Genomic DNA, 21,732 nt, shown 5'->3' on the forward strand with positions numbered 1-21,732 from the left:
TATCCGCACTCTTGATGTCGAAATGAAAACGCCCCCGAGATGCGGGGGCGTTTTGCTTTCTCAACGGTTATTTGAAAACGCGGAAACGGGTAGCGTCGTCGATAAAGGTTTTGTCACCGGCCGGTTGCTTGATGCTGCCAAAGGGCATCTGGGCACGCAGCAGCCAGCTGGCGGGCAGGTTCCACTCCTTGCGTACCGCCTCGTCGATCAGCGGGTTGTAGTGCTGCAGGGAGGCGCCGACTTTCTCCTGCGCCAGCGTCGTCCAGACCGCAAACTGGGCGATGCCGGTGGCATGTTCCGACCAGATGGGGAAGTTGTCGGCGTAGAGGGCGAATTTTTGCTGCAGATCCTTGATGACGTCGGTGTCTTCGAAGAACAGCACGGTACCGAAGCCTGCGCGGAAGCTGCCATCTACCTTGGCCTCACTCTGGGCATAGGCCTCTGGCAGCACAATCTTTTTCAGCTCGGCTTTGACGATATCCCACAGCTTGTGGTGCTGGGCGCCAAACAGGATGACGGCGCGGGAGCTCTGGGAGTTGAAGGAGGAGGGGCTGTGTCTGATGGCATCCTGGATCAGGGCCGTCAGCTGCTCCGGCGTATGGGACACCTGGTCGCCCAGGGCATAGATGGTACGACGTGCTTTGATCTGTTCGATAAACGGACTGCTCATAACATCTCCTTTGCTTGATAGTCACCGGGCGCCAGCCTTGTGGCCAGCCATCCCCTGTTGTTCAAGCTATAGACTATACCACCCGATTATCTTCCGGGCGTTTACATGCAGTGGTGACACTTTCAACTGAGGGTTAACACCCCGCACATAGGCGATCCTGTTGCTCCCCAGTGAACGGGGTTGAGGCGCGCTGAACTGCCAGTCCAGCTGAGATTGCGCCACCCAACCCTGCGCAGGTGACAGGAGCTGTCCGATCGCCAGTAGTTGGGGTGGAGCTGCGACAGCCTCCCGCCCCTGCCGAGGGACGCGCCATACCTGTGAAATAGAAAATTTCTTGTGGTTATTCAAGAGATTGAATTCGGACTTGCCGGTCACGCCTATTGCCGGGTTTCAAGTGAAAATCTACTTGCCGCTAGTCACCCACTGGTTTGCTGCCTGCCGGTTTGTATAGTGCAGAGGAAATTAATCAGATTTGACAGGAGTACCCATGGAGATGAATTCGCGTGCTCTTCGCGCACTGGCACTGCTGGGCACCTTGCTGGCTGGCAGCACGACCGTGCACGCCTCCGAGACCCTCAATACCATTTTGGGTGGCGGTGCAGGCGGAGTAGCGGGCACCATGATTGGCAAGGAGCTGGGTGGTGATACCGGTGCGCTGGTGGGGGCTGCGTTGGGCGGTGCTGCCGGTGGGGCTGCGACGGCCAACAAGGGCAACAAGAATGAAGCGGCCCTTGGCGGCGCTGTGGGGGCGCTGGGTGGTGCTGCTATCGGCAAGAGTGTCGGTGGTGATACCGGTCAGCTGATCGGCGCCGGGGTCGGCGGGGCGAGCGGTTCGGCCATCGGTGCCAAGACCGGCGATGGCCACAAGAGCCAGGATCGCTATTACGATGATGACGATGATCATCACCATCACAAGCACCACAAGAAGTACAAAAAGCATAAGAAGCACAGATGGCACGACGACGATTGATGTGCGCGCAGTGAGTGCGAAAGATGCAAAACGGGGCCTGTTGGCCCCGTTTTGCATTGTGTGGTGACTCGCTCGTGCGGTTACACCAGCCGGTGCTGGCGGCGACCGGCGGCAAAGGCGTTGATGTTGTCGATCAGCTGATCGGCGAGACGCTGCATCGACTCCTCGCTGGCCCAGGCCACATGGGGGGTCAGAATGAAGTGGGGGTATTGCAGCGCCTTCATCAAGGGATGGTCGGGAGGCGGCGGTTCGACGCTCGCCACATCGAAACCGGCACCGCCGAGGCGGCCATTGGCCAGTGCTTGCAGCAGCGCCTCCTCATCCACCAGCCCGCCACGGCCGACGTTGATCAGCAGGGCGCCAGGTTTCATCAGATCCAGCTCCCGCTCGCCAATCAGGTTGCGGGTGTAGGGGGTGAGCGGGCAGTGCAGGCTGATGACGTCCGAGCTTTGCAGCAACTCGTCGAGGGGGAGGCGATCCTCGCCGTGACTGGCGCCGACCTGGCTTTGGGCGTAACGCACTGTCATCCCCATCCCTTTGGCCCGCTCGCCAAGCGCCTGTCCCAGAGTTCCCTTACCGATGATGCCAAGCTGCTTGCCGTGCAGATCCATGATGTTGTGGTCGAAGAAGCAGAACTGGCCGCTCTGTTGCCAGCGCCCCTCCAGCAGCGACTGGCGCCAGCAGAAGAGGTTGCGCGACAGGGCCAGTATCAGCGCCATGGCGTGCTCTGGCACCGAGGGGCCCGAGTAGTTGCGGATATTGCACACCCCGACGTTGGCGGCGCGGCACGCTTCCAGATCCACGTTATCGCTGCCGGTGGCGGCAAGCGCGATGAGTTTGAGCTCTGGCAACTGGGCCAGCTCGGCGGCGCCGATGCGCACCTTGTTGATGATGGCGATGCTGGCATCTTTCAGCCGCTCGACCACCTGTTCCGGGGCTGTGCTGGGATAACTCTGCCAGTGGTGGGGAAAGTCGGGATGATGCAGGGTGATGCCCGCATCCAGGGTATCGCTGTCGAGAAACACAATCTGCTGCATGTACCTTCCTGCCATATTCGGGTTTGAACCGTCATGATGCCAAAAAGGGCGCCATCAGGGCCAGTATGCCGCGCCATGGCGGGTGGGCTTTCTCCGGCAGATGTGATGTTGCGCGTGCTTTGTGGCCCGAGGTCAGAGCCAGCCCAGATGGTTGAGCCACCCCTGAATGCGGGTAGGGGTTTCGCCCAGTTCCATCAGGGCGTAGGGGCGATAATTGAGCTTGTGGCTGCGCCGGCTCTCGCTTCTGCGGGCCTCGGCGGCCAGCCGTGGCCAGCGACCGCCATCCTCCTGATAGAGGTCTAGAGTGGGGATGGCCGCCTGAGCCACCTGTTTGGCCAGGGTCTGATTGCTCTGCTGATTGGGGAAGAAGCCATCGAGCAGCACCAGCGCGTCGGGGGCGGGCAACTGTTCGCTGGCGATAAGGTTGGCGGTCCAGGCGGCGCCTGTGCCTTGCGCCAGGATCAGCTTGAAGCCCCCCTCCTGCAGCTTGGCATCCGCCAGCTTGCTGATCCGCTCGGCAAACTGTTTGCGAAATGTATCGCTGTTTTTCGCTTTTTTCTCGGCGGCTGGGTCCAGTTCGGTCTGTTGGGGGGAGGGCAGCAGCAGCAGGGTATCAAAGCCCAGTCGGCCGAGGGCGCGAGTCAGTTGCCAGAGCTGGCCGCTGCGCTGCCAGTCGGGCAGTAAAATGGCGAGCCCCACATAGTTTTCACTGTCGTGTTTGGCGAACAGCACCGTCTGCTTGTCGATTTGGGTGGCATCGGGCAACCCTTTCCAGTCGCTCGCTTGCCAGTGGTCGAGGGGCATAGGTTCGGCAACGGGGGGCGCAACCTCGCTCGCCTCTGCCCCATGGCCAGCCAGCAAGGTCAATAACAGCAGTGATAAGGATAATCTGGCCATAGTGTGCTCCCCCGGTTATCTGGGTTAGCGGCGGCGGCGGGATTTTCTGAAGGCGGGCGGTGTGATGGCAACTCGGAGGCAATAAAAAAGCGAGCCGGAGGCTCGCTTTTTTGCAATCAATTCAAAGCGGTCAATTAGTTGACGCGACGCTTGAATTCACCGGTGCGGGTATCGATTTCGATCTTGTCACCGATCTCTACGAAAGCGGCAACAGCCAGCTCGTAGGTAGTGCCTTTCAGACGGGCAGGCTTGGTCACTTTACCGGAGGTGTCGCCACGGGCAGCCGGCTCTGTGTACTCAACTTCGCGCACGATGGTGGTCGGCAGTTCTACGGAGATGGCTTTCTCGTTGTAGAAAGTCACTTCACACAGATCTTCCATGCCGTCTACCAGGTAGTTCAGCACGTCACCCAGGTTGTCTTTCTCTACGTCGTACTGGTTGTACTCGGTGTCCATAAAGACATACAGGGGGTCGGAGAAGTAGGAGTAGGTGCACTCTTTACGTTCCAGCTGAACAACGTCCAGCTTGTCGTCGGCCTTGAAGACGGTCTCGGTAGCGCTGCCGTTCAGCAGGCCCTTCAGCTTCATTTTGACCACGGCGGAGTTACGGCCGGATTTGTTGAATTCAGCCTTCTGAACCACCATCGGCTCGGTGCCGATCATGACTACGTTACCAGCGCGGATTTCCTGTGCGGTTTTCATGTAAAAAATTCCTGTTCGTGAAACGGACGGATAAAAACTGCCAGATTATATACGGCTTTCTAAAAATTTCACCAACCTCGTGACGAGATCCCCGTCCCGGAGCAACTTCTGTGACCAGTTTCGCCCATGTTGCTGCCAAATGGCGCTATATCGGGGCCATTGGGCCCAAAGTTCGCCGCAATCTTCGCCACGGTTGAGAGCCAGATTGAAGCGGCGCAGCCATTGGGCGCAATCGGCAGGCAGATCGGCAAGATAGTGGTCAAGGAACTGCTCCAGCTTGATCAGATGGGCCTCCTCCTCCTGTTGGTAGATATGCCAGAGGAAAGGACGGGCGGCCCACTGGGCCCGCACGAAGGAGTCCTCCCCGCGCACCAGATTGAGATCGCAGCTCCACAGCAGTCGATCGTAACCAGCCTGATCGGTCATCGGCAGCAGCTTGATGGTGAGGTTGCCCGAGTGGAGCAGCTCCCCCGCCTTGGCGGTGGTGATGGCATCTTCAAGGCTTGCGCCGCGCAGCACATCGTTGAGAGAACGTCCCAGCGGCAGCAGCAGGGTGACGGGCGTGGTGCTCTGGCACCAGCTCTCGACCAGGCTTTGCAGCGCATCGCTCTCGTAGGTAAAGAGGCTGACCCGCAGCTCGTTCTCTTGTCTGGGCGGTAAACCGAGGCTGGCCCAGTAGGCTGCCAGTCCCGCATCATCTTGCTGCCACTGCTCCCGTTCGGCGATGAGGTCGTTCTCGCACAAAAGGCCGCCGGTTTTAGCGGTAAAGCCCGGGAAGAAGAAGTATTTGTTGAGGCTTTTATTGCCAACACGCTGGGGCGAGGCGAGGCCGTGGCAATCCTCGACCCAGCTCTCTGCCGAGAGGTATTCCAGATTGAGCCAGCATGGGGGGCTGGGTTGGCTCGCCATCAGCTCGGCCATTCGTTCAATGAAGGGGGCGGGCAGCTCGCAGGCAAAGGCCTCGATCACCACCTTGGCCGGTGTCATGTCGCTCGGCAGGGTCTCATGCCAGTGCTGGATATAGATGCCCTCGACCCACTGGCCATCCTGCGCCGGGTCGAGCCCTGGGCAGATGCGGGCGAAACTTGCCAGATCGTCCACCCAGAGCCGCACCTGAACCTCATCGCCATGTGCCGCTATATTCCCCTCTCGTTTTAGCTGGCGGGCGAGTCGCCAGGTGACGCCGATGTCGCCGAAGTTGTCGACGACGCAGCAGAAGATGTCCCAGTCAAACGGGGGCAGGGGAGTTGTCATGGCTCGGGATCCCGGATGCAAAAAAACCGGTGCGCAGGGTAGCACACCGGTTGACTGGCTTCTAACCGTCAGCGCGTGACGGCGGTCTGTGGCAGGTTACTCTTTGCCGTAGACGTTGTTCTCTTGTTCGCGAACCCGGATAAAGGTGGTGCGCTTGGTGAGTTCTTTCAGCTGGCTGGCACCGACGTAGGTACAGGTGGAGCGCACGCCGCCCAGAATGTCGCGCACTGCGTTCTCGACCGGGCCGCGGTAGGGCAGCAGTACGGTTTTTCCCTCGGAGGCGCGGTATTCGGCGACGCCACCAGCGTGCTTGTCCATGGCGCTGGAGGAGCTCATGCCGTAGAACTTCATGAAGGGTTCGCCGTCTACATCGACGATCTCGCCACCGCACTCCTCGTGGGCTGCCAGCATGCCGCCCAGCATTACGAAGTCGGCGCCGCCGCCGAAGGCTTTGGCGACGTCGCCCGGGCAGGTGCAACCGCCGTCACCGACGATCTGGCCGCCAAGGCCGTGGGCTGCATCGGCACACTCGATGATGGCGGAGAGTTGCGGATAGCCGACGCCGGTCTTGACGCGAGTGGTGCAGACCGAGCCCGGGCCGATGCCAACCTTGACGATGTCGGCGCCGGAGAGGATCAGCTCTTCGACCATCTCGCCGGTCACCACGTTGCCCGCCAGAATGACGTGGTTGGGGCAGGCTTCACGAATTTTGCGCACGAACTCGACGAAGTGTTCGGAGTAGCCGTTGGCAACGTCGACACAGATGAATCGCAGCGCTTCGGACATGGCGAGGATCTGGCGGGTCTTGGCGAAATCTTCAGCCGAGGTGCCGGTGGAGACCATCACGTGGCCCAGCAGCGCCGGGTCGGTCTCGTTGACGAAAGCTTGCCACTGCTCAAGGCTGTAGTGCTTGTGTACCGCGGTCATCATCTCGAAACCGGCCAGCGTACGCGCCATGGCAAAGCTGCCGACGGTATCCATGTTGGCGGCGATAACGGGTACGCCTTGCCATTGGGTCTGAGTGTGTTTGAAGGTGAACTGACGGGTCAGGCTTACTTGGGAACGGCTCTTGAGAGTAGAGCGCTTGGGGCGGAACAGGACATCCTTGAAACCGAGCTTCAAGTCTTCTTCGATACGCATTACAAATTCCTTATTGAGCCTTGTTGAAAGTCACTTTTGCAGTGGCAAATTTTCGGCAGGCGCAAAAAAACCGGTGGTTTTCAGGCCCTCCGGTTTACAACAGTGTAGGCAAAAATCCCTTCAGAACAAGACTGATAATTTGTAAATCCTTGTGGTAGCCTTTGGCGTCACAACCTGAGGTTAACCACCAGTTTCATCCAGCACCGTTCGGTGCCTTGCTCTCCTTCGATATTCCCGCTCGCTTGGGCCGCCGTTCGGCCACTCTTTGTCGTCTCTCTCCTGACCTGCCAGATATTATCCAAGTAGCTGAAATAAATCGGATTGACCCACAATGGGACTGTGGTAGATCTGGGCGCAGGATTGACAAGGCAGGGCAGTAAAATGGGCAAGATGATGGTGGGGATCACCCTGATGCTGGCACTGTGTGGCAGTGTGCTGGCAGAGACCCCGACCAGCTATGGCTGGATCGAGAAGGGACTTATTTTGCCTACCAGCGTGGCGGTGAAGATGAAGCTCGACACCGGGGCGCTTACCTCTTCCCTCGATGCACGCGCCATCACCAGATTCAAACGGGATGGCAAGCCCTGGGTGCGCTTCATGCTGGTGGTGACCGATGCCGACAGCGGCAAACTGGTCAAGCAACAGTTCGAGCGGAGGGTCGAGCGCAGCGTGACGGTGCGCGGGGCGGGCGGTATGGAGCAGCGGCCAACGGTGACCATGTCCATCTGTCTGGGGGACAAGGTGTATGAGGAGTGGTTTACCCTGCGGGATCGCAGCAAGATGATCTATCCGGTGCTGCTGGGCCGACGTCTGCTGGCGGAGCTGGGCCCGGTGGATGCCAGTCGAACCTTTACCGTACAGCCCGCCTGCCGTTAGGGGCAATTTCGGCGTGAATCTAAAAAACGCCGTTTCACAGCTAAATCCCCGCCCCTCTACCAGAGGTAGCATCTCCACCATACCCTGAAGCGTGCGAGCTCGTTCGCCAGCAAGGGCTTGAGCGTGGAGTGCATCATAGTGAAACCCTATCAACAAATCGTATCTGAATGGCTATTGCTCGCGGGCGAACAGCAGGGCGTAGCCTTGAGTCTGGGCAGCGATGGCCACTGTCGTGTGCCATTCGGTCTGGATGGCGAGTGCCTGGTCGAAGTGCCCGATAACGATGAGCTGCAGGCATGCTACCTCTATATCCCCTTGCTAAGTCTGCCTGACGATGCGGTCAGTCAGTTGCAGCTGACCCGCTCGGCCCTTGAGCTGAACATGTTTGGTTTGACCACGGGGGGGAGCCAGATCAGTCTGGACAGTCGCAGCAACCATCTGGTGCTGACCTTTTCCTCTCTTATCGAAATGCTCGATAAAACTCTGTTTATGCAGACCCTGGGCGAATTTCTTGATCTCGGCGTCACCTTGCAGACGCAATTGCAGGCGTTGAACGCCCGGCAGGAGACAGCTGCCATTCCCTCCCCGTTATCTGGCGTCATGATCCCGTGTTGATGGATCGTCATTGGTATTAATCAGGAGTAGAAGATGTCTATTCAAAGCATTGGACAACCCCAGCGTGCTAGCGCTGTAGCCTCTCATGAGCATGGCGAGGTGCAATCCTCATCGCGCCAGCACTCGGTTCATCACAATCTGGCCTCTCACTATACCAGTCTCGGCTTCGGCTCCCGGGTTCAGCCGGGCAAGGTCTTGAATACCTCGCTCAAGTGGTTGACCCTCAGTGCCCCGGCTCGCAAGATTGGCATCGCCATCCAGGGCGGCCATGATTCCCATGCCCAGAGTGCCAAGGGCAAGGCCCGTTATTGGACGGGTGCCATCATCAAAGGGCTGGCCAATATCACCGGTGGTGTCAGCAGCGTGGCCAGCGGTGCGGTGACGGCAGGAGTGGCCGGGGTGAAAAACCTTGGCGAGTCAGCGGCGCGTCTGGTGGCCTCCTCCTCTCTGGGGTTGGCGGGGAGCGTGATGAAGGGGGCCTCCCATCTGCCGCTCGGTATGTCAGAGCGGTTGCAACAAGGCTCACAGCAGGCCTTGAGTGCCGCCAAGGGGATCATCAAACCGGCCTTCGTGGCGAAGGCGCAGCAGGAACCGCTGACTGCCGAGGGGGCGAGAGCGGTGATGGATGCGGCCCAGCTGGCGCGGGTCAGCTGCTCCAGCAGTTATCGGGAGATGCCGGCAGGCTACAGTCACGCCACGCTGGCAGATATTCCCCCTTCGATATTGGCCCGCCGTGAAGATGGTTCCGGTGGCACCGGGAGTGCCCTGACACTTCATGTCACCCCGGGCAAGAACGAGAATGACCCCTTTATCCTGACAGGTGATGCCTGGTCTGCGCTCAAGGTCGCCGTTTACAAGCGTGGCGATACCATGGTGCTCTCGTTTGTGGGCACTCAGCCTGCCAAACGCCCCGGCACCCTGAAGAGCGATGCTGGCGCGGCCCTTGGCATCAAGGACAGCGCGTTTCAAGATGCCGACCGGCTGGTCAAGGCCTTTGCCCAGCAGTATGGCGGCAAGGTCGAGATGCTAGGCCACTCATTGGGGGGCGGTCTGGCGCAATATGCCGGCATCAAGCACGGGCTCAAGGTCACGGCGTTCAACAGCATGGGGCTGCATGTTGGGCTGCGGGATCGCCTCGCTCACAAGCTGGACGATGCCAATGTCACCCACGTCAACACCAGCGGGGATCCGCTGAGCCAGAAGGTGGAGCACGGTGTGTTCGGGCTGGATGCCTCTTCCCAGGTGGGCAAGCGTTATGTGATTGAACACTCTGGCGGGCATCGCATGGAGGCGGTGACGGCAGGTCTGGATGCGCTGCTTGCCTGATCTACGGGTGATGGCGCCGCAACAAGTCGTGTAGCGTCAGCGTGCGAACGATCCATGAACAACGCCTCCCTCGGGAGGCGTTGTCATTTTCGGATCAGGACTGGGAGTGGGTGTGGGTCGGTAGCCAGACGCTCACCTCCAGCCCCTCTTCCGGTCGGTTGTGGACATCGAGGTCGGCGCCGTGCAACTGGGCGATGCGCGAGACGATGGCCATGCCAAGGCCGACGCCATCCCCCTGCTGGGGATTGACCCGAAAGAAGCGTTCATACAGCCGGGGCAAGGCGCTGGCGGGGATGCCGGGGCCATTGTCGCTCACATCCACCCTCACCCGGTTGCCCTCTCGCAGTACCCGTACCCTGATCTCGCCCTCTGGCTGGGTGTAGCGCAGCGCATTGTCGATGAGATTACTGAACAGCAGCTCGAGCAGGGTGGCCTGCCCCATCACCAGCTGCGGCAATTCACACTCCAGCGACAGCTGCTGATCCTTCTTGAGCGCGATGGGTGCCAGGGTCGCGAGGGTGCCTTGCAGCAGGTGGCCTATCTCCAGCTCGGTCAATACCAGTCCCTGCTGGTTGTCGATACGGGCCTGGGTCAGCAGTTGGCGGATCAGCCGATCGCTGCGGTCTAGGGCCTGCAACATCTTGTGCAGGGAGTGTTGGCGACTGGCGTCATCAATGGCCGCAAGGGCATTTTCACTATGAATGCGCAGCACCGCCAACGGGGTGCGCAGCTCGTGGGCCGCCTCGTTGGTGAACTGTTTCTCCCGCTCTATGGTCTCCGCCAGCGCCTGCATCAGCCGGTTGATCTCGTTGGTGAGAGGCGTCAGCTCCTGAGCGCTTATCTTGAGGCTGAGGGGGCTCAGGTTGGCGGGGTGACGTTCGCTGATGGCCTGGGCCAGCTGACGAAGGGGGGCCAGCCCGCGAGTGATGAGCCACCAGAGCAGGGCCAGCAGGAAGGGCAGGGTGATCAGCAGCGGCAGCATGGTGAGGGTGGCCATCTTGCTGGCCAGTTCGCTGCGCTCGTCGTCCCGCTCGGCTACCACCAGCCAGGTCTGCTCCTGCTGGTTGTAGAGAGTGAAGGTGCGCCACTGGTGGTTATCTTTTTCGACCGTGTCAAAGCCGATGGCCAGGGTGACCAGCGGCTGCTCCGGGGCGCTGGGGGCGCGCAGTAGCAGGCCGCCCTTTTCATCGAGCAGCTGGAAGTAGAGATTGCGTTCGAACTCGTGGCCGTAGGGGGTGATCTCCCGATCCTCGCCGGTCAGGTTGAGGCTGAGGTCTTTTTGCCACTCATCGGGATTTTGCGCCTCCCACTCCTGATAGACGGTACCGTTGGCGGGCAGTTGCCCCTGCTGGGCCATGTAGCGGGCCAGCAGCTGGTTGGTGATGCGGGCCGACTGGGCTAGGCGCGCATCAAACAGCTCCTCCATTTCGTGGCTCGCCTCCATGTAGCCGATAAAGGCGCTGATGGTAAGACTCAGGCTCACCAGCGTCAGGATACCGGTGAGCAGAAAGCGGCGGATGGAGCGCGGTTTTTTCATCGGGGGGCACTCCGGCTGGCCTGCTCAAGCTGGGGAATGATGTAACCGACCCCGCGAATATTGCGGATGAGGTCGCTGTAAAACTTCTTGCGCAGATGGTGGATATGCACCTCTACCGCGTTGCTCTCGGCCCCTTCATCCCAGCCGTAGAGGCTCTGTTGCAGCTGATCCTTGCTCAGCACCCGGCCGCTCTGGCTGATCAGCTCCTGCAGCAGCTTGTATTCGTGGGGGGTGAGTTTGACAGCTTCCCCCTGATAGGTGACCTGCTGGGATTCGGGATAGATGAGGATGTCGCCATACTCCAGCACCGCTTGCGCCTGCCCCTTGCTGCGGCGCACCAGCGCGCGCAGGCGGGCGTTGAGCTCCTGCAGGGCGAAGGGCTTGACCATGTAGTCGTCGGAGCCGGCATCGAGGCCGACCACCCGATCGTCCAGCGCATCGCGGGCGGTGAGGATCAGCACAGGCAGTTGGTGTCCTTCACGCCGCAACTTGCGCAGCAGGCTGAGGCCATCGATGTCGGGCAGATTGAGATCGAGGATCAGGGCGGCGAACTCGTCGCTCTTGAGGGCTGCCAGAGCGGGCAACCCCTGTTGCAGCCAGTCCACCGTGTAGCCGCTATGGCGCAGTGCATCCTGCATACCATCCCCCAGCATCACATCATCTTCTACCAGCAGGATCCGCATTCTTTTCTCCCTGTTTGTTGGGTGTGGCGATCTGGCTCAGCGCCAGGGCGTGCCGTGGCATAAACAACCCTGCCCACCAGTATGCAAGCTGGTGGGCAGAGTTTAAATAGTTCTTTGATCCATCAGGGTTTTATAGCTTGGCCAGTCGATCGCGGATCTCCATTCTGCGCCCTTCGTCGGCCACTTCGCGGCCCGGGCGGGCCGGGGCGGCCAGCGCCTTGTCGAGGTAGGTTTTGGCCTCGGCTTTGCGACCCTGATCCAGCAGGAAGTCGCCATAGAAGAAGTTGGGGTCGATGCCATCCGGATTGATGGCCAGCGCCTGCTTGAGCAGCTGCTCTGCCTTTTCGTCATCGCCAAAACCGACCGGCCAGCCGGGCACCTGATAGTAGAGGGAGCCCAGGCTGGTATAGGCAGAGCCGTCCAGCGCCTTGGGATCCTGCTTGAGCGCCAGCTCCAGCTTGGCCTTGGCCTCTTTCACCAGCCCCAGCGCTCCCAGCCCGCCCTTGGCGCCAGCCCAGGTGCTCTTGACGATGGCCGACCAGATCAGCAGGTCGGCGCGAAAGGGCTCCTTGGCGCTGGCCGCTTCGGCCTGGGTGCTCAGGGTTTCGAGGCAGCTCTCTTTCGCCTTGCCGGTCTGTTGATACTGGCAGACGGCCCACTGTTGCTGGATGGGGACGAGGGCATCACCCGCGGCCATGACCGAGGAGGACCCCAGCAGGATGGCGATGGCACAAGAGGTCACTGATTGACGGACAAAATTCATATTAATGCTCCTTCTTGGTCGGGATCGGGCGGGACAAGTCTGGTTGTGGCGCACTGTTTGCGCCGGCATCAGCCGTCCCTGGCTGAAGATGACGGGCATAACGTTTGATGATCGGCAGCTGTCTGGCCAGCGCCTTGTCGACGATGCCGGGCAGCAGGGCATTGAGTCGCACGAACAGTTTTTCCGGCCAGCCGAGCCAGCTGCGGCGGGTTTCGTTGCACAGGGCGATGACCACCTCTTCGGCCACTTCCTGCGGGCTGTCGGTCTGGGTGCCGAGCGCTGCATTCATCTCGTAAGCGGCCTCGGAGTTGAGCTTGGTGCGGGTGGCGCGGGGGGCAAAATGCAGCACTTTGATGCCGCTGCTCTCCAGCTCCCGTCCCAGTGCTTCGCTAAAGCCCCGCAGGGCAAATTTGCTGGCGCAGTAGACGCTGTAACCGGGGTAGCCGATGCTGCCCAGGCTCGAGCCCATGTTCATGATGATCCCCGGCTTGCGCATGGTTGGCAGCAGGGCACGGGTGAGCTGGATGGGCGCCTCGATATTGAGCAGCAGTTGGCGCTCCACCTGCTCGAAGCTCTGATCTTCCAGCCAGGCAAACTGGTTGCAGCCAGCGTTGTTGATCAGGATGTCGATCCCGTCCTCCAGCGCAGGGTGTTGCAACAGCTTGGCCCGCTCCTGCGCAGAGCCGAGGTCGGCGAGCACCACCTGATGGCGCTCGGGATGAGGCAGTGACTTGCACAGCCGCTCCAGTGCCGGGCCGCGACGTCCGTGCAGCAGCAGGTGTGCCCCCTGGGCCGCCAGCTCCTGCGCCAGCTCCTCACCTATGCCACCGCTGGCGCCGGTGAGCAGCACGAGTTTCCCTTCAAGGTTCATGGTGTGGATTCCCTTTTTGCTGTCTGCTACCGACTTACGGTGTGGCGGTGAGGTTGTAGAGCATCTCGCCATAGAGGCGGTAGACCACCTTGGCCCCGTGGATGATGGCGGCCTGATCCGCCGGACTCTCGACCCGATCCATCAGGGATTCAAAGAACTTGAGGTGCTCCTGATCTAGGGCGCCGTGGGAACTCAGGTAGCTCATCGCCTGGGGGGGCAGGCCGAGACCCTTTTTCAGCTGGTCGGCGACGGTGAGGGCGATGGCCACGCTGGTGCCTTCCAGTACCTGTACCATGCCGAAGAAGCCCATGGGGTTGCCGCGCTGGATCTGGTCGTAGAGGAAGGCGACCATCAGCTCGATGGGCAGCCCGGGCTGGCCGTGGCGCACCGCCTCGGCATCGCCGCCACAGGCGCGGATGTCATTGAGGATCCACTCCTGATGGCCATACTCCTCGTCGATGTACTCGGCAATGGCGCCGCGCACCCACTCGTACTCCTGACCCAGCTTGCCGCCGGTTGCCATCAGCAGCGGAACTGTGTGGCGCACGTGGTAGTAAGCCTGCGCCAGAAAGGCGAGATAGGTGTCACGGCTGATATCGCCACGGCGACAGGCTTCGATGATGGGGGCGTTGAACAGATGTTCACGCTCACTGGCAGTGGCTTGTTGCAGAGTCTGATAGAAGCTCATGACGATTCTCCTGTAAGGCATTGGCTGATTTGCCGGGAAAAGTGTTGGTAAATCTCGTTGCGACGGGGGCGCCCGTTGGCGGTCAGCAGGCCGGGATGCTGGTCGAGTGCCACCGGCAACCAGTGGTGCAGCTGGGCATAATCGGGCAGCCGCTGGTTCAGACCGGCGATCTGGTGGGGCAGATCCGCCTCTTTGCCCGGCAGGGGCTGGATCAGCGCCACGTTGGCAGGCTGACCATCGCCAAACACCACGATGCGAGCGATGGCGGGGCAGAGCTGGGCCTCGGCCTCCACCCACTCTGGCGAGAAGTTGCGGCCAAAGGCGGTGATCTGGACATTCTTCTTGCGCCCGGTGATATGGAGGTAGCCTTCATCATCCAGATGACCCAGATCGCCTGTGGCGATCTGCATGGCAGAAGGTTCGCCGGTGGCGATCTGTTCGGGAGTCGGTTCGTTGCTGCCGAGATAGCCCAGCATGGCACTGCCGCTCACCATAATTTCGCCGTCGCTGGCGATGGTGACCTGACAGTGGGGCAGGGGGCGGCCGACGCTGCCTGGCTTGTCAGCATCCGTGCTGTTGAGCGCCACCACGGAGCCGCACTCCGAGAGGCCATATCCCTCATACACCGGCAGGCCGAGCTGGCGGGCATGTTTGATCAGGTCGGGTGCTACCTTGCCGCCACCGACGGCAATAAAGCGCAGGCTCTTGAGCTGCTGGGCCAGCGTCGGTGTGCTGGTGCAGAGCGCCAGCAGCAGGCGCAGCAGTTCGGGCACCAACACCAGACTGTGGGTCGGCCAGCGCAGCAGGGCCTCCCCCAGCATGGCTGGATTGAGCGAACTGGATCCGGTGAAACCGAGCTCCCCGAGGGACGGAATGCGGCTGCAGGCGCCGGTCAGCAGCGGTACATAGAGACCGGTGATGTTCTCAAGCAGGGTCGCCAGCGGCAGCAGGGTGAGGTGTTTTTCCACCTTGGCTGGCGCGACACGCTCGGCCAGCGCATGGCTTACCGCCATCATCTGGGTCAGTGACAGGCAGACGCCCTTGGGCTGGCCCGTAGTGCCAGAGGTGTAGGTGATCTTGGCGGTGCCCTTGGGCAGCGCCGGTCGATTAGCCGGTGCGTGGCGCCAGAGTGGCAGCTCGCCGGTGATCAGCGAGAGCGGTTTGGCGGCATGCCACCCCTGATGATATGGGCCCACCAGCGCATCGGCGCCGCTGCTCTTCAGAAGCCAATCTTGCTGCTCAAGGCTGAAGAAGTGGGGCACCGGGATCACCACGATACCTGCGCGGGTGCAGGCGAGATCCAGCAGCGCCCAGGGCAGGCCGTTGTCCAGTTGCAGCGCCAGACGGCTGATGTCGAGCTGTTGCAGCTGGCTGGCCAGACGCTGGATCTGTTGCCACAGGGTCTGGTAATCGAGACGCTGCTGGCTGCTCAGCAGCGCAGGGGATTGCGGATCCTCGTGGGCATGTTTGGCGATGGCGTCGAACAGGCTCATTGGGCGCACCTTTTTTGATGGGTCTGGTTATCACTGCTCTCGCCGGCATCGTCAAACAGGGTCGGCATGGGGGCCAGCAGATTGAGCAGCAGGCTGCGCTGGGCCAGCACCTCGCGCCCCTGATTGATGTCGCCCACCATCACCTTGGGTTGGCAACGGTAGTACTCACCCCAGGCGTCGGCGTCGGCCCCCACCTGATGGGCCTGTGCGGGGGCCAGCTCCACCGGATTGAGTTGCAGGCGGGCAAAGCTGTTGCGCAGCTTGGCGGTGCCGGTAAAGACCACGTAGTCGAGGGCGTTTTCACACAGCAGGCGGCACAGGGCCGCGAACATCAGACGGGCATTGCCCGGTTCGCTGCAGGCCAGATTGCCCACTTCGATAATGCGGTTGCGTGCCGGATAGACCCCGAGGCGGGTGTTGATGGCGGCCTCGATGGGTTGCTCCAGATACTGTTCCAGATAGAGAGGCCCCTCACTGGCATGATTGAGACCACAGGCACCGACCAGCGCCCCGTCCGCCCGATAGAGCCCCAGCAGACAGGGGAGAAAATGGGGGATGCGGGCGTTGAACTCGAGGGTGTAGGCGGCCTGGATATAGGTTTGCAGCGCCATGACTTGCTGCGGGGACTTGGCTAGCAGCAATCGGTAGGGGGCCTGGATCTCGATGGTCATGGGTGACTCCTTCTCTTGCGATGGTTTGAGAGTAAAAGGGCAAACTTAAGAAACCCTTAAGGAGCAAAAAAAGTTGTCAGCGAGGCAGCGGGCAGGCAATCTGCGCCGCTGTTATCCAACAGGAAGCCCCCAAGAGGAACCGCCATGTCATCCACCGTCAGCTGCCCCCTGTGTGCCAGCCATCGCAGTTATCCCCTGCCGGTGGCGGGCAAGCGCTATCATCGCTGCCTCGCGTGCGAGCTGGTCTGGCTGGATGAGGCGGATCATCTGGATGAGGTGGCGGAGAAAGCGGTCTATGACGGTCACGACAACCGGGTGGATGATCCCCGCTATCGCACTTTTTTGATGCGGGCATTTGGCGAGGTACTGAGTCGGGTGCCAACTCCTGCCTGCGGCCTTGATTTTGGCTGCGGTCCCGGCCCTGCGCTGGTGGCGATGGGGCATGAGGCGGGTTACCAGATGGCGGGGTATGACAAGTTCTACGCCGATTTTCCAGAGTTGCTGACGCGTCAGTATGACTTCATCACCAGTACCGAGGTGATCGAGCATATTGCCGAGCCACGCACGGTGCTGGCGCAGTTGTGGGATTGCCTCAAGCCCGGCGGCCTGCTGGTGCTGCAGACCCAGCGGGTGCTCAGTGACGAGCGGTTTAAAAACTGGCGCTATCGCCACGACCCGACCCACATCGTCTTCTTTGCCGAAGCATCGTTTCAGGTGTTGGCCGCTCGCTGGCAGGCCGAGCTCAGCTTCCCCCACGCAGATGTGGCGGTGTTCACCAAACCTGAACAGGGTGTATTCATTTGATCATGGATTGGGCATGCTGATCGCCTGACTTCTGGAACGGATGCCCTGTTTTCATGTCCATACCCCACCTCTCACTGCAGGATGCCCGTCATCTGCAACTGGCGGCGCAGGGGCTGCTTGCCCCCCGTCGCTGCAAGGCGACCCCGGCCGATCTGTTGGCCACCATTCGCCGCATGGCGCTGCTGCAGATAGACACCATCTCGGTGGTAGCGCGCAGTCCCTATCTGGTGCTCTTTAGCCGTCTCGGCCAGTACGAACCTCGCTGGCTGGAGCAGTTGCTGGCCGACGGCGAGATCTTCGAATATTGGGCCCACGAGGCCTGTTTCGTTCCCCGTGAAGATTACCGGCTGCTGCGCCACCGGATGCTCGACCCCGTCGCCATGGGCTGGAAGTTTTCGGCCAACTGGCTCGCTACCCATCAGCAGGAGATTGGCCAGCTTATCGAGCGCATTCGCCAGCATGGCCCGGTGCGGGCTGCTGACTTTGAACGCACAACCGGCAAGGGGAATGGCTGGTGGGACTGGAAGCCGGAGAAGCGCCATCTGGAGGTATTGTTTACCAGCGGTCAGCTGATGGTGCGGGAGCGGCGCAACTTTCAGCGAGTCTATGACTTGGCCGAGCGGGTCATCCCCGAGTGGAGCGACCAGCGGGACCTGCCAAACGTCGAGCAGGCGCAGCGGGATATGGTGCGCGCCAGTTGCCGGGCATTGGGGCTGGTCAAAACTGGCTGGGTCGCTGATTACTACCGGCTTCGGCGTGGCAAATATGACGCCTTGCTCCATCAACTGGCGGACGAGGGGGAGCTGTTGCCGGTACGAGTGGAGGGATGGCAGCACGGCGCCTTTGTGCATGCCTCTCTGGCTGATGAGCTGGCAAGGGCACAGGCGGGCACCCTCAAGGCAACCCATACCACCGCCTTGTCGCCGTTCGATCCGCTGGTGTGGGATCGCAAGCGGGCAAGTGAACTGTTCAACTTCGACTATCGCATCGAATGCTATACCCCGGCCCCCAAGCGCCAGTATGGCTACTTCGTGTTGCCCTTGCTCCATCGCGGCAAGCTGGTGGGCAGGATGGATGCCAAGGCCCATCGCCAGCAGGGGATCTTCGAGATCAAGAGCCTCTACCTGGAAGCCGGGGTGAGAGTGACCCGCCAGCTTGCACAGGATCTGGCGAAAGCCCTGCAAAAGCTGGCTGACTGGCACCAGACCTCGCAGCTCCGTTATGGTGCCATTCCGGCCAATTTGCTGACATTGTGGCATGAAAGCGCCCCTGCAAAGTGAGATCTATCCCTTCTGGGCTAAGCTGCAAGAGGGATACACAGTCCGGGAGCGGGAGATGAGACGAGCGGCAACATGGTGGGCGGGATTGGCGATGGCCATCTTGTCCCCCGCGCTATGGGGGCAGGAGCCGCCAGTGAAGATCTGTCTGGGGGAGGGCAACGAGTGGGCCCCCTTTACCTACTGGGAGCGCAATGACGGGGTGCCCGATACCAGCCGCCTGACAGGTTCGGCGACGACGCTGGTGCTCGATGCGCTGCAACAGAGCGGGCTCTCGCACCAGATCCGCTATCTGCCCTGGGCGCGGGTGCAGCAGGAGCTGGCGGATTTTCGCCAGAATGGTCTGTGCGAGCTGACCTGGGATGCCAGCTACAAGCCGGAGCGGGCCGAGTTTGCCTTCTACAGCGTTCCCCTCTACTACACCCACCTCGGTTTCTTCTATCTCAAGCGCCGCTACCCCGAACCGCCGGATCTGCAGACGGTCAATCGTTCCCGGGTGTGCGGGGTGATTGGCTACAACTACACACCCTACGGGCTTGCGCAGGAGCCACGCCGGGTCAAGCAGTTGCAGCAGGCGCTCGATATGCTGGAGCGGGATCGCTGCGACTTTCTGCCGAGCGAAATCGAACCTCTGGTGGCAGGCATCAGCCTTGGCATCTACCGCAGCGAGAGCGGGTTGCTCAATCTCGCCCTGCCCAGCCGCAAGGGATTCTATCTGCTGGTGAGCAAGGGCTCCCCCCGCGGCCACGAGCTGGTGAATATCCTCAATCAGTCGCTGGTGGCATTTCAGGAAGGGGGGCATACGGATGAGGTGATGCGCCGATTCTTGCCGCCGATGGAGTAATAGCGAAGGGTTGCTGTCATTCAGGGGGAGCAGATAAACAGAGGGCCAGCCGGTGCAAACCGGCTGGCCCTTTTTTACGTGAGAGGCTGTCAGGCCGCCAGACGGGTCAGTACCTTCACCAGCAGTTCGATGCGCGGGGCAATGCTGGCCAGATCCAGAAACTCCTCGTCACTGTGGAAACCGGCACCGATAGGGCCCAGACCATCCAGAGTGGGGATGCCGAGGGCGGCGGTCAGGTTGGCATCGGAGCCTCCCCCCACCTCCTGCCAGCTGATCGGCAGTCCCAGTTCTGCACCACACTCTTCCACCAGCAGCATCAGTGCCTGAGTGCCCTCTGACGGCACCATGGCCGGTTTGTGGGCCTCGCGGGTCAGCTGGATGGTGACGCCGTCCAGATGGGGCCGCTCGGCTAGGGTCAGCAGATGATCGTCGATCTGGTGGTACTCCTGATTGTCCCAGAAACGGACGTCTACCACGGCGCTGGCATGGGCCGGCACTATGTTGGCGCCGTTGCCCCCCTCGACAATGCCGATGTTGAGGGTGGTGCCGCTCTCGAAGTTGGTCAGGGCGTTGATGGCCAGGATCCAGTGGCCCAGCTCGGTGATGGCGCTGCGCCCCTTCTGCGGTTCGTTGCCCGCGTGAGCCGCCTTGCCGGTGAAGTCGATGCGATAACGGGCCATCCCCTTGCGCGCCTTGACCAGCGAGCCATCGGCGCGGGCCGCTTCGGCCACCAGCACCTGTTTCGCCTGTTTGGCCACCGCTGCCAGCCAGTCACTGGAGTGGAGGGAACCAATCTCCTCGTCCGGGTTCATGCAGACGCAGATGCTCAGGCGATCGCGCACCTCGCGGGGCAGTTCACGCAGGGCATAGACGATGTTGAGCAGGCCGGATTTCATGTCGGAGACACCGGGGCCGTAAGCGCGCTCACCATCGACGCTCATCGGGCGGGCGGCGGCGGTGCCGAGGGGGAAGACGGTATCCATATGGCCGATCAGCATTACATCGATCTGTGCCGCATCAGGCTGGTTGCGGATCTCCAGCCCCACCCCGGCGGCGCCGCAGTCGACCCGCTTGATCTGCCAGCCACCCATCGCCTCATATTTGGCGGCCATCAGGTCGGCCACTGCCGCAATGCCCGGCTGGTGCAGGGATCCGCAATCCAGATTGATCAGCGGGGCCAGTTCGGTCAGGTATTGATCCAGAGAAAAAGTCATTGTTTGCTCCACTATCAGGTTCGGGTCAGAGAAGGATGTTCATCACCAGCATGGCGCCGAAGGCGTTGAGTACCGAGATGGCGACCATGATGGGGATGTAACGCCCTTCGGTGCCGATGCAGCCGAGGATGCGGCCCATGTACTGCACCTGGGAGCCCATCAGGTAGATGGCTGGCGCCAGAATGGCGATGTGGGTGCCGTTGAGGATCCCCTGATCGAACAGGGTAATGACCACACCGACCGCGCCGCCCATCGACATCCAGGCGCCGATCAGCACGGCTGCCGCCTCACCGGGCAGCCCGAAGATGGCCATGATGGGGGAGAAGATGGCGCCCATGGCATCCAGCGCGCCGGTGATCTGCAGCGCCTTGATGATGACGAAGGCCATCAGTACGTTGGGTACGGTGGAGGTGGTGGCGATGACCCAGCCCTTCTTGGCTCCTTCGACGAAGATATCGGTAACGATGGGTTTCTTGATGTTGGCCTGGCTCATTTGGCTTGCTCCTGAGTGTTGAGGGTCTGCTGGGTGTTGTTATCGGTCTGCTTGCCTTCGCTCATATTGAGGTAGACCCGGAACAGGTTGGCCCCGACAAATTTGAAGGCGAACATCACGATGACAGCCAGACCGATGGAGGAGCTGACCGCCGGGCTGCCATCCGCCAGCGTCAGGGTGAACAGCACGGCGCCGGAGGAGAAGAAGTTGACGATGGTGGCACCAGCGGAGAACTGGAACATGGTGAATACGTCGGTTTCACGCTTGGTGATGAGCCCTTCATCCTTGAGCTGACGAGTCATGGCGGCACCAGCATCGGTACTCTGCAGGGAGGCGATAAGTGCCAGACCTGTATTGCCCGGGATCCCCATCAGCGGACGCAGCAGCGGGGTCAGCAACTTGCGGGCCGCTTCCAGCGCGCCGTAGTGTTCCAGCACATTGATCATGCCGAGGGCAAACATCACGGTGGGGATCAGGGTCAGGGCAAACAGAAAGCCATCGCGAGCGCCGTTGCCCCCCTTGCCGCGCATGTCGGTCATGGCGGTCTTGATGCCGTCACCATTCTCGCTGACGCTCTGGACCATGGTACCGAACGAACCGTTCAGCGTGGTGAAATCGAATACCCCGTACCACTCGCCGGATTGCAACAGTCCGGAGAAGAAGACCACGGCGAAGGCCAGTGCCAGGTAACTGCCTATGCTCACCGAGCGTGTCTTGTCTGTCATTAGCTAGCTCCATATGAATAATTATTTAATCTGAATAATTATAATTGATATGGATGTCACTAAATTGATGGTGGTCAAAATGGTTTGCTACAAATGACGAATGTATTGGGGTTATGTGACTGTGATCGCCATATGCTTGGACGATAATCTGGTTTTTATTGAATTGTTTGAGTGAATAAAAAG

Annotated in this window: 23 protein-coding genes; 7 read left to right on the top strand and 16 right to left on the bottom strand. The window is 60.9% G+C overall.

Going from position 1 to position 21,732, the window contains the following annotated elements; all coding sequences use genetic code 11:
• Positions 1–67: 67 nt before the first annotated feature.
• On the bottom strand, positions 68–670 hold the full coding sequence (locus tag AB5Y82_RS18830; protein WP_368174382.1) for a nitroreductase family protein: 603 nt from the start codon (positions 668–670) through the stop codon (positions 68–70).
• Between the two features lie 487 nt (positions 671–1,157).
• Here AB5Y82_RS18830 and AB5Y82_RS18835 point away from each other — a divergent pair, with 487 nt between their 5' ends.
• Positions 1,158–1,640 carry a YMGG-like glycine zipper-containing protein gene (locus tag AB5Y82_RS18835; RefSeq protein WP_323936622.1) on the top strand — a complete coding sequence of 161 codons (483 nt, stop codon included), beginning with the start codon at positions 1,158–1,160 and terminating at the stop codon, positions 1,638–1,640.
• Between the two features lie 80 nt (positions 1,641–1,720).
• On the opposite strand, the gene AB5Y82_RS18840 is transcribed toward AB5Y82_RS18835, so the two are convergent.
• The 5 genes from AB5Y82_RS18840 to AB5Y82_RS18860 form a co-directional block, all read right to left on the bottom strand.
• Positions 1,721–2,677, bottom strand: a complete 957-nt coding sequence (locus AB5Y82_RS18840; RefSeq protein WP_368174383.1) for a D-2-hydroxyacid dehydrogenase — start codon at positions 2,675–2,677, stop codon at positions 1,721–1,723.
• A 132-nt stretch (positions 2,678–2,809) separates the two neighbouring features.
• Positions 2,810–3,574: a DUF3530 family protein gene (locus AB5Y82_RS18845; RefSeq protein ID WP_368174384.1), complete on the bottom strand. Its 765-nt coding sequence runs from the start codon at positions 3,572–3,574 to the stop codon at positions 2,810–2,812.
• A gap of 134 nt (positions 3,575–3,708) precedes the next feature.
• Positions 3,709–4,275, bottom strand: coding sequence for an elongation factor P (efp, locus tag AB5Y82_RS18850; RefSeq protein ID WP_005335100.1), 567 nt, complete (start codon positions 4,273–4,275; stop codon positions 3,709–3,711).
• Between the two features lie 45 nt (positions 4,276–4,320).
• Positions 4,321–5,529 (bottom strand): elongation factor P maturation arginine rhamnosyltransferase EarP, encoded by a 1,209-nt coding sequence (earP, locus tag AB5Y82_RS18855; RefSeq protein WP_368174385.1) that lies wholly within the window; start codon positions 5,527–5,529, stop codon positions 4,321–4,323.
• A gap of 96 nt (positions 5,530–5,625) precedes the next feature.
• Positions 5,626–6,669, bottom strand: a complete 1,044-nt coding sequence (locus AB5Y82_RS18860; RefSeq protein WP_005348017.1) for a GMP reductase — start codon at positions 6,667–6,669, stop codon at positions 5,626–5,628.
• 381 nt (positions 6,670–7,050) lie between these two features.
• On the opposite strand from AB5Y82_RS18860, the gene AB5Y82_RS18865 reads away from it, so the two are divergent.
• The 3 genes from AB5Y82_RS18865 (at position 7,051) to AB5Y82_RS18875 (ending at position 9,486) form a co-directional block, all read left to right on the top strand.
• Positions 7,051–7,545, top strand: coding sequence for an ATP-dependent zinc protease (locus tag AB5Y82_RS18865; RefSeq protein ID WP_368174386.1), 495 nt, complete (start codon positions 7,051–7,053; stop codon positions 7,543–7,545).
• Positions 7,546–7,683: 138 nt separating this feature from the next.
• Complete coding sequence (locus AB5Y82_RS18870) at positions 7,684–8,160, top strand: CesT family type III secretion system chaperone (RefSeq protein ID WP_236758015.1); 477 nt, start codon at positions 7,684–7,686, stop codon at positions 8,158–8,160.
• A gap of 33 nt (positions 8,161–8,193) precedes the next feature.
• A complete protein-coding gene (locus AB5Y82_RS18875) occupies positions 8,194–9,486 on the top strand; it encodes a phospholipase (RefSeq protein ID WP_368174387.1) in 1,293 nt (430 codons plus the stop codon).
• 94 nt (positions 9,487–9,580) lie between these two features.
• On the opposite strand, the gene AB5Y82_RS18880 is transcribed toward AB5Y82_RS18875, so the two are convergent.
• The 7 genes from AB5Y82_RS18880 to AB5Y82_RS18910 all read right to left on the bottom strand — a co-directional run bounded on the left by AB5Y82_RS18880 (position 9,581) and on the right by AB5Y82_RS18910 (position 16,192).
• Positions 9,581–11,023 carry an ATP-binding protein gene (locus AB5Y82_RS18880; RefSeq protein ID WP_368174388.1) on the bottom strand — a complete coding sequence of 481 codons (1,443 nt, stop codon included), beginning with the start codon at positions 11,021–11,023 and terminating at the stop codon, positions 9,581–9,583.
• Complete coding sequence (locus AB5Y82_RS18885) at positions 11,020–11,706, bottom strand: response regulator (protein ID WP_111900775.1); 687 nt, start codon at positions 11,704–11,706, stop codon at positions 11,020–11,022. The genes AB5Y82_RS18880 and AB5Y82_RS18885 overlap by 4 nt, the downstream gene beginning before the upstream one ends.
• Before the next feature lie 130 nt (positions 11,707–11,836).
• Positions 11,837–12,469 (bottom strand): tetratricopeptide repeat protein, encoded by a 633-nt coding sequence (locus tag AB5Y82_RS18890; RefSeq protein ID WP_201987357.1) that lies wholly within the window; start codon positions 12,467–12,469, stop codon positions 11,837–11,839.
• Position 12,470: 1 nt separating this feature from the next.
• A complete protein-coding gene (locus tag AB5Y82_RS18895) occupies positions 12,471–13,340 on the bottom strand; it encodes an SDR family oxidoreductase (protein WP_368174389.1) in 870 nt (289 codons plus the stop codon).
• Positions 13,341–13,374: 34 nt separating this feature from the next.
• On the bottom strand, positions 13,375–14,028 hold the full coding sequence (locus AB5Y82_RS18900; RefSeq protein ID WP_005362310.1) for a TenA family transcriptional regulator: 654 nt from the start codon (positions 14,026–14,028) through the stop codon (positions 13,375–13,377).
• The gene (locus tag AB5Y82_RS18905) at positions 14,025–15,521 is read right to left on the bottom strand and encodes an AMP-dependent synthetase/ligase (RefSeq protein WP_368174390.1); all 1,497 of its coding nucleotides are present in this window, start codon (positions 15,519–15,521) and stop codon (positions 14,025–14,027) included. The genes AB5Y82_RS18900 and AB5Y82_RS18905 overlap by 4 nt, the downstream gene beginning before the upstream one ends.
• Entirely contained in the window at positions 15,518–16,192 is a 675-nt protein-coding gene (locus AB5Y82_RS18910) for a thermostable hemolysin (protein WP_111900771.1), read from the bottom strand. Before AB5Y82_RS18910 ends, AB5Y82_RS18905 begins: the two co-directional genes overlap by 4 nt.
• Positions 16,193–16,336: 144 nt before the next feature.
• Between AB5Y82_RS18910 and AB5Y82_RS18915 the strand changes: the two genes are divergently transcribed.
• From AB5Y82_RS18915 to AB5Y82_RS18925, 3 genes are all read left to right on the top strand, one after another.
• Positions 16,337–16,996, top strand: a complete 660-nt coding sequence (locus AB5Y82_RS18915; RefSeq protein WP_111900770.1) for a class I SAM-dependent methyltransferase — start codon at positions 16,337–16,339, stop codon at positions 16,994–16,996.
• Between the two features lie 53 nt (positions 16,997–17,049).
• Entirely contained in the window at positions 17,050–18,276 is a 1,227-nt protein-coding gene (locus tag AB5Y82_RS18920; protein WP_368174391.1) for a winged helix-turn-helix domain-containing protein, read from the top strand.
• A gap of 91 nt (positions 18,277–18,367) precedes the next feature.
• The gene (locus tag AB5Y82_RS18925) at positions 18,368–19,117 is read left to right on the top strand and encodes a substrate-binding periplasmic protein (protein WP_368174392.1); all 750 of its coding nucleotides are present in this window, start codon (positions 18,368–18,370) and stop codon (positions 19,115–19,117) included.
• Positions 19,118–19,206: 89 nt separating this feature from the next.
• On the opposite strand, the gene AB5Y82_RS18930 is transcribed toward AB5Y82_RS18925, so the two are convergent.
• The 3 genes from AB5Y82_RS18930 to AB5Y82_RS18940 are packed head-to-tail and all read right to left on the bottom strand — an operon-like array spanning position 19,207 to position 21,549.
• A complete protein-coding gene (locus AB5Y82_RS18930) occupies positions 19,207–20,331 on the bottom strand; it encodes a M20 family metallopeptidase (protein WP_368174393.1) in 1,125 nt (374 codons plus the stop codon).
• Positions 20,332–20,356: 25 nt separating this feature from the next.
• Positions 20,357–20,824, bottom strand: a complete 468-nt coding sequence (locus tag AB5Y82_RS18935) for a YjiG family protein (RefSeq protein ID WP_058059223.1) — start codon at positions 20,822–20,824, stop codon at positions 20,357–20,359.
• A complete protein-coding gene (locus AB5Y82_RS18940; RefSeq protein ID WP_005335061.1) occupies positions 20,821–21,549 on the bottom strand; it encodes a nucleoside recognition domain-containing protein in 729 nt (242 codons plus the stop codon). The genes AB5Y82_RS18935 and AB5Y82_RS18940 overlap by 4 nt, the downstream gene beginning before the upstream one ends.
• Positions 21,550–21,732: the final 183 nt, after the last annotated feature.

Origin of the sequence: Aeromonas sp. s13, assembly GCF_040907905.1 — a bacterium.
GTDB lineage: Bacteria > Pseudomonadota > Gammaproteobacteria > Enterobacterales > Aeromonadaceae > Aeromonas > Aeromonas veronii.